Origin of the sequence: Flavobacterium sp. UBA7680 (assembly GCF_002482975.1) — a bacterium.
Taxonomy (GTDB): Bacteria; Bacteroidota; Bacteroidia; order Flavobacteriales; family Flavobacteriaceae; genus Flavobacterium.
Window position 1 is genome coordinate 1 of the sequence record NZ_DLHA01000060.1, and the last position, 4,763, is coordinate 4,763.

The following is a 4,763-nucleotide window of genomic DNA, read 5'->3' on the forward strand; positions in this document are numbered from 1 at the left end:
ATGTCCCTTTCAATTTCTAATTCTCTTATCTGTTTCCGAAGCTTCTGCAGCTCATTTTTATGGGATATTTCCGCTGAAGTTTTCTTTATGGTAAATCTGCCTTCTTGGTAAAGCTTCTTCAGTACTGAAGGTTACTTGTACTGATGTTGAGTTCTCTTGCCACGTCACAGACTCTTCCGCAGTGGATGCTCATGGAAGCGGCCAGAATCTTAAAGCCTAAAGTAAAGGTTCTCCTCGTATTTTTCATGCTGTTAAAATTAGCAGGAATAAAATTAGCTGCCAGTCAGAAATTTTAGGCAATATATCCTCATTTTTTACTGCCTCAGATAAACACTGCCTAAGCGTTTAGTCGCAAATAAAGTATCAACTCCATTCAAGCTTTATAAGCTTCTTTTTTACCACTTTAGATAAGCAAAGCCTAAGTTTTTAGTCGCAAATAAGGTATCAACTCCATTTTTTATTTTGAGCATTATCAATTGTTTTGTTAATTGCTTTTATGAAATGCTCAAAACCAAATGGTTTGAGTAAATAATAAGATTGTGGCAGGGTATATAATTTGGCAAGTATTCTTCGTAGTTCTTTACCGTTTCCGTTAAGCTGGCTTTAACGCTGTTTTTTAGGTAGTACTTCTGGGCATATTGTCCAATCAGTTGGGTCAGTTTTATCCCTGTCATTGATCTTAGAACCTGTTGATGCCATTCCGCTTAGCCTTCGGCCAGACTGATACTATAAGCACAATCCCACCATTTTTGCTGCATTCATCATTTTTAATTTAATGTTTCTTAAATAAGAAAAGTAATTTTATAAGTCTGGTGATAGGTTGGGGAAACTTCGAAGTAAAGAATGTCTCTTATGGTAATTGTGTAATATTTTTATAATATTATATAAGATTTTTATTATATTTAAAGTTATATTTACGGCCAGTCATGAGCTCGCTTTGCTTTGATGATATAACTTCCATAGACTGTCTGAATGATGGGCTGGATGTAATGATCTTCATGCTGTTTTACGGATAGTCAGTAAAAACTTAAATCTATTAATCCTACTAATTAATTCTAGTACTAATAAAAAGCAATGATTAATGAAAAAATTTACCTTCTTAATTTATATCATTTCTATTCAAAGTTTTGGACAGATTTATGTTGGAGCAAGTACTCCCGTGTATGTAAAAAGCCAGATTCTTTTCGTGCAGCAGGATATAAATTTAGCAGCAAATTCACACTTATATCTGCGTAATTTATCACAGCTGGTTCAAGGTACAACAGCAAATTCAACTAATGTAGGAACCGGAATTATCTCTGTTTATCAGGAAGGAAGTGCTGATAATTTTGACTATAATTACTGGTGTTCTCCAGTAGGTACAAATGTCGCAGCAACCGGCAATCAAAATTTTGGTATTACGCTGCTGAACAGACCAACGACTTCAACTGCTTCGACTGCTGTAACCATTCTTCCGTTAGCCAATTATGACGGAATTGCAAATCCGCTTTCTATCGCATCCCGATGGATTTATAAATTGACCAATGCCAATAGTTATTCGCAGTGGGTTCAGGTGGGAACTACAACTACGCTTGCACCCGGTGAAGGTTTTACCATGAAAGGAACCAGCGGGACTGATGCTGTAGATCCTGAAGGAACAGGAGCAAATAATCCCGGTGGAACTGGCGCTCAGCGTTATGATTTTAGAGGAAAACCAAATGACGGAAATATTACCGTTACTGTTGGCGCAGCCAATGCCTCTACCTTAACCGGAAATCCGTACCCGTCTGCTTTACATTTAAATGCTTTTTTGCTAGATCCGCTAAATAATGCCTGTACGGGAATTGCTTATTTCTGGGAACAGGACAAAACCGTAAATTCTCATTTAATTCGTGCTTACAGAGGCGGTTACGCCACTTATTCGCCCGGAAGTTTAGGGTCAAACGGTATTTATGTTCCTGCCACTTTTAATAGTTATAAGGGAGATGGTTCACTAAATAATGTTGGTACTTCATCCGGATTTATGCGTCAGCGCAAATACACGCCTATTGGGCAGGGTTTTGTGATTAAAGGAGCTGCAAACGGAACTGTCACATTTAGAAATTCATATCGAGTATTTTATAAAGAAGGCGAAGGTTTATCGCAATTTGAAAAACCTGCAAAAAACAACATTGCAGCAAAAAGTGAAGAAACGGCTAAAACTGCAGAAGCCGAAGCATCAAATGATATTCCGCACATCAGAATAAATGCTATTATCAACAACGAATTTACCAGACAGCTGGCTCTTGCTTTTTTGCCCGAAGCTACTGACGGGGTTGACAGAGGCCTTGACGCTGTAAGCATGGACAATTTTCCTAGTGATACTTTCTTTTTGATGGAAGGAAAAAATTATATTATTACGGGTACTAATTTTGACGTTACCAAACAAATTCCTTTAAACGTAAAGGCTGAGGCAAGCACCACTCTTAAGTTTTATATTCCCGAGGTTATAAACTTCGACCCTGCGCAAAATGTATTTTTATATGATGCCTCAGATGCATCGTATCATAATATTAAAACCGGGAATTATGAAGTTACAATTCCGGCAGGCGTATTCCCTGATCGTTTCAAAATTACTTTCACAGACAAAACACTGGGCACAAATGAAGAAACTAAAAGTAATTTTTTCATTATGCAGGACAATTCAAACCGTTTATTAAAAGCTTCTAATCCGGATTTTATTCGATTTAAATCCTTTTACCTCTACGATATTGCTGGTAAAACGGTACAATTTAAAGAGAATCTGGGTGCCGAAGAAAACTATAGTTTCTCTACTTCCGGCCTAAGTTCCGGAGTTTATATTGCGACTTTCATAACTGTTGATAATGAAAAAATAGCTCAAAAAGTAATCATTTCTAATACAGGAAATTAATAATGTTTTTTATTGCTTTTCAACTCTCTAAAACCTGAAATTATGAAAAATACAGCCTCAAAAAATTACCAAACATTATTACTACTAGTTTTTATCTTTTTATCATTTATAGCAAATGCACAAATAGGAATTGGAACAATTACGCCTGATGCAAGTTCTGTATTAGATATTACCTCAACTACACAGGGTTTGCTGACTCCCAGAATGACAACTGCTCAAAAAGTGGCAATAACATCTCCTGCCGATGGATTAATTGTTTATGATACCGATTTAAAAGCTTTTTACTATTATTCTTCGGGTACAACTTCATGGTTAGTGGTGAGCAGCGGTGTAAATCCCAGATTAAATTTTAAACGTATTCGATCTACAGATAATTTAGCAACTGTTCTCGCAGCAGAACTGACAAACGGCGGTGGAACTAAATATCTTTTAAACTCGAATACATTGTATGAAATAAATGGTCTTGTTACATTCAATTTTCCAATAGACATTAATAATGCGTACGTTCAAGGCTTAGATTCAAATGAGGATATTATACTTAGAACGACAGGAAATATTTTTGAAGGTGCTACAGGCGGAAATATAAAAAATGTTACAATTAGAGCAGCAACCGGAAGTGTTTTTAACCTAAGTGGAACTGCAGCCCAAAATTTAGTTTTTAGGGACTGTGTCGTTGCCAACTCCGCCAGTGTTGGGAGTATATCTGGTTTTGGATTGGTTTTTCTTAGTATTGTTCAATTTGCAGGAAATACAACCGGTATCACTTACAATAATATAACGCAGCTGTTATTAAGTAATCAGGGCTGGTTTGGCAATAATGCAGGAACCTACGAAAAACTAACCGGAACATTTACATTAGTAGAAAAACAAGGTGGTTTTAGTCAGGTTGATGGTACCGCGATAGGATTTGATGTTTCTACAGCCGGACTTTCTATTTCTGGAGATGCTGTATTAGAATCTGTTGTTTTTACAGGTTCAAACACAGCAGGATATGTAAAAGGCTATACAACAGGATCGTATACAGGATTTAATTTTAATAACAGCTGGAGTGTAAGAGCAGGTGGAATTCCGAATGAATCTGATGCCAATGCAGTAGGAGATTTTGCGATGGATTATACTGTTGGAAGTGGACTTGGAGTGGGTTTTACAAATAACCTTAATCCAAGTAATATAGTAAAAGTAGGTTCTGGAACTCCTTTGACAACCTATTCGAATTTATTTAGATTTTCAACTGATGCTGCCAATCGATTACGATATCAGGGAAAAAAGAAAAGAATTTTCCAAATTGGAGGATCAATCTCTTTTCAAGTGCCTGCCGCCGGTACGTACATAATTTATATTGCTAAAAACGGAACTGCGATAAGTCAATATAAAATTTATGGAAGAGGACTGGCTGCAAGTGATATTATTGTGCTGCCATTAAATGCAACTACAGAATTAGTTAACAATGATTATATCGAAGTTTTTGCTCAGCGTTATACTGGAAGTAATGGAGATATTGTCGTCCCTAATATGACACTTACAATAAAATAACGGTAAATGACTTTTTTGAAATTATAAATTGACGTTCATGTGTTAACGAACTAAATTATTACAAGTTTATATTTGAATATATCTGTTAAATCTTACTAAGAAAATGGAAAGACTTGTGTTGTACTTTTAAAACTTTTGTTGTACAAAGTATTAATTTAGACTTAACTTTGTGATTAGGAATAATAGGCTTTAAAAGAGAAAGTCCAATTTAATTGGCTGCTGATTCTGAAACTCTTCGATCGTTAAGTTTCCGAGTGCAGAATGTCTTCTGCAGGTGTTGTAAAAGTTCTCGATATAATCGGTTATTGATTTTTCTGCTTTCTCTTTAGTCTTATATTTA

The 4,763-nt window shown here is 35.8% G+C and carries 3 protein-coding genes; 2 read left to right on the forward strand and 1 reads right to left on the reverse strand.

Features of this window, described 5'->3' with window-relative positions; all coding sequences use genetic code 11:
* Positions 1–1,081: 1,081 nt before the first annotated feature.
* Together B3C18_RS25435 and B3C18_RS25440 are read left to right on the forward strand one after the other, a co-directional pair.
* Positions 1,082–2,890, forward strand: coding sequence for a T9SS type A sorting domain-containing protein (locus tag B3C18_RS25435; protein ID WP_291153563.1), 1,809 nt, complete (start codon positions 1,082–1,084; stop codon positions 2,888–2,890).
* A 42-nt stretch (positions 2,891–2,932) separates the two neighbouring features.
* Entirely contained in the window at positions 2,933–4,423 is a 1,491-nt protein-coding gene (locus tag B3C18_RS25440) for a hypothetical protein (RefSeq protein ID WP_291153565.1), read from the forward strand.
* A 189-nt stretch (positions 4,424–4,612) separates the two neighbouring features.
* Here B3C18_RS25440 and B3C18_RS25445 read toward each other — a convergent pair.
* Positions 4,613–4,763, reverse strand: a 151-nt coding sequence (locus B3C18_RS25445; RefSeq protein WP_291153567.1) for an IS3 family transposase, incomplete at its 5' end; no start/stop codon positions are given.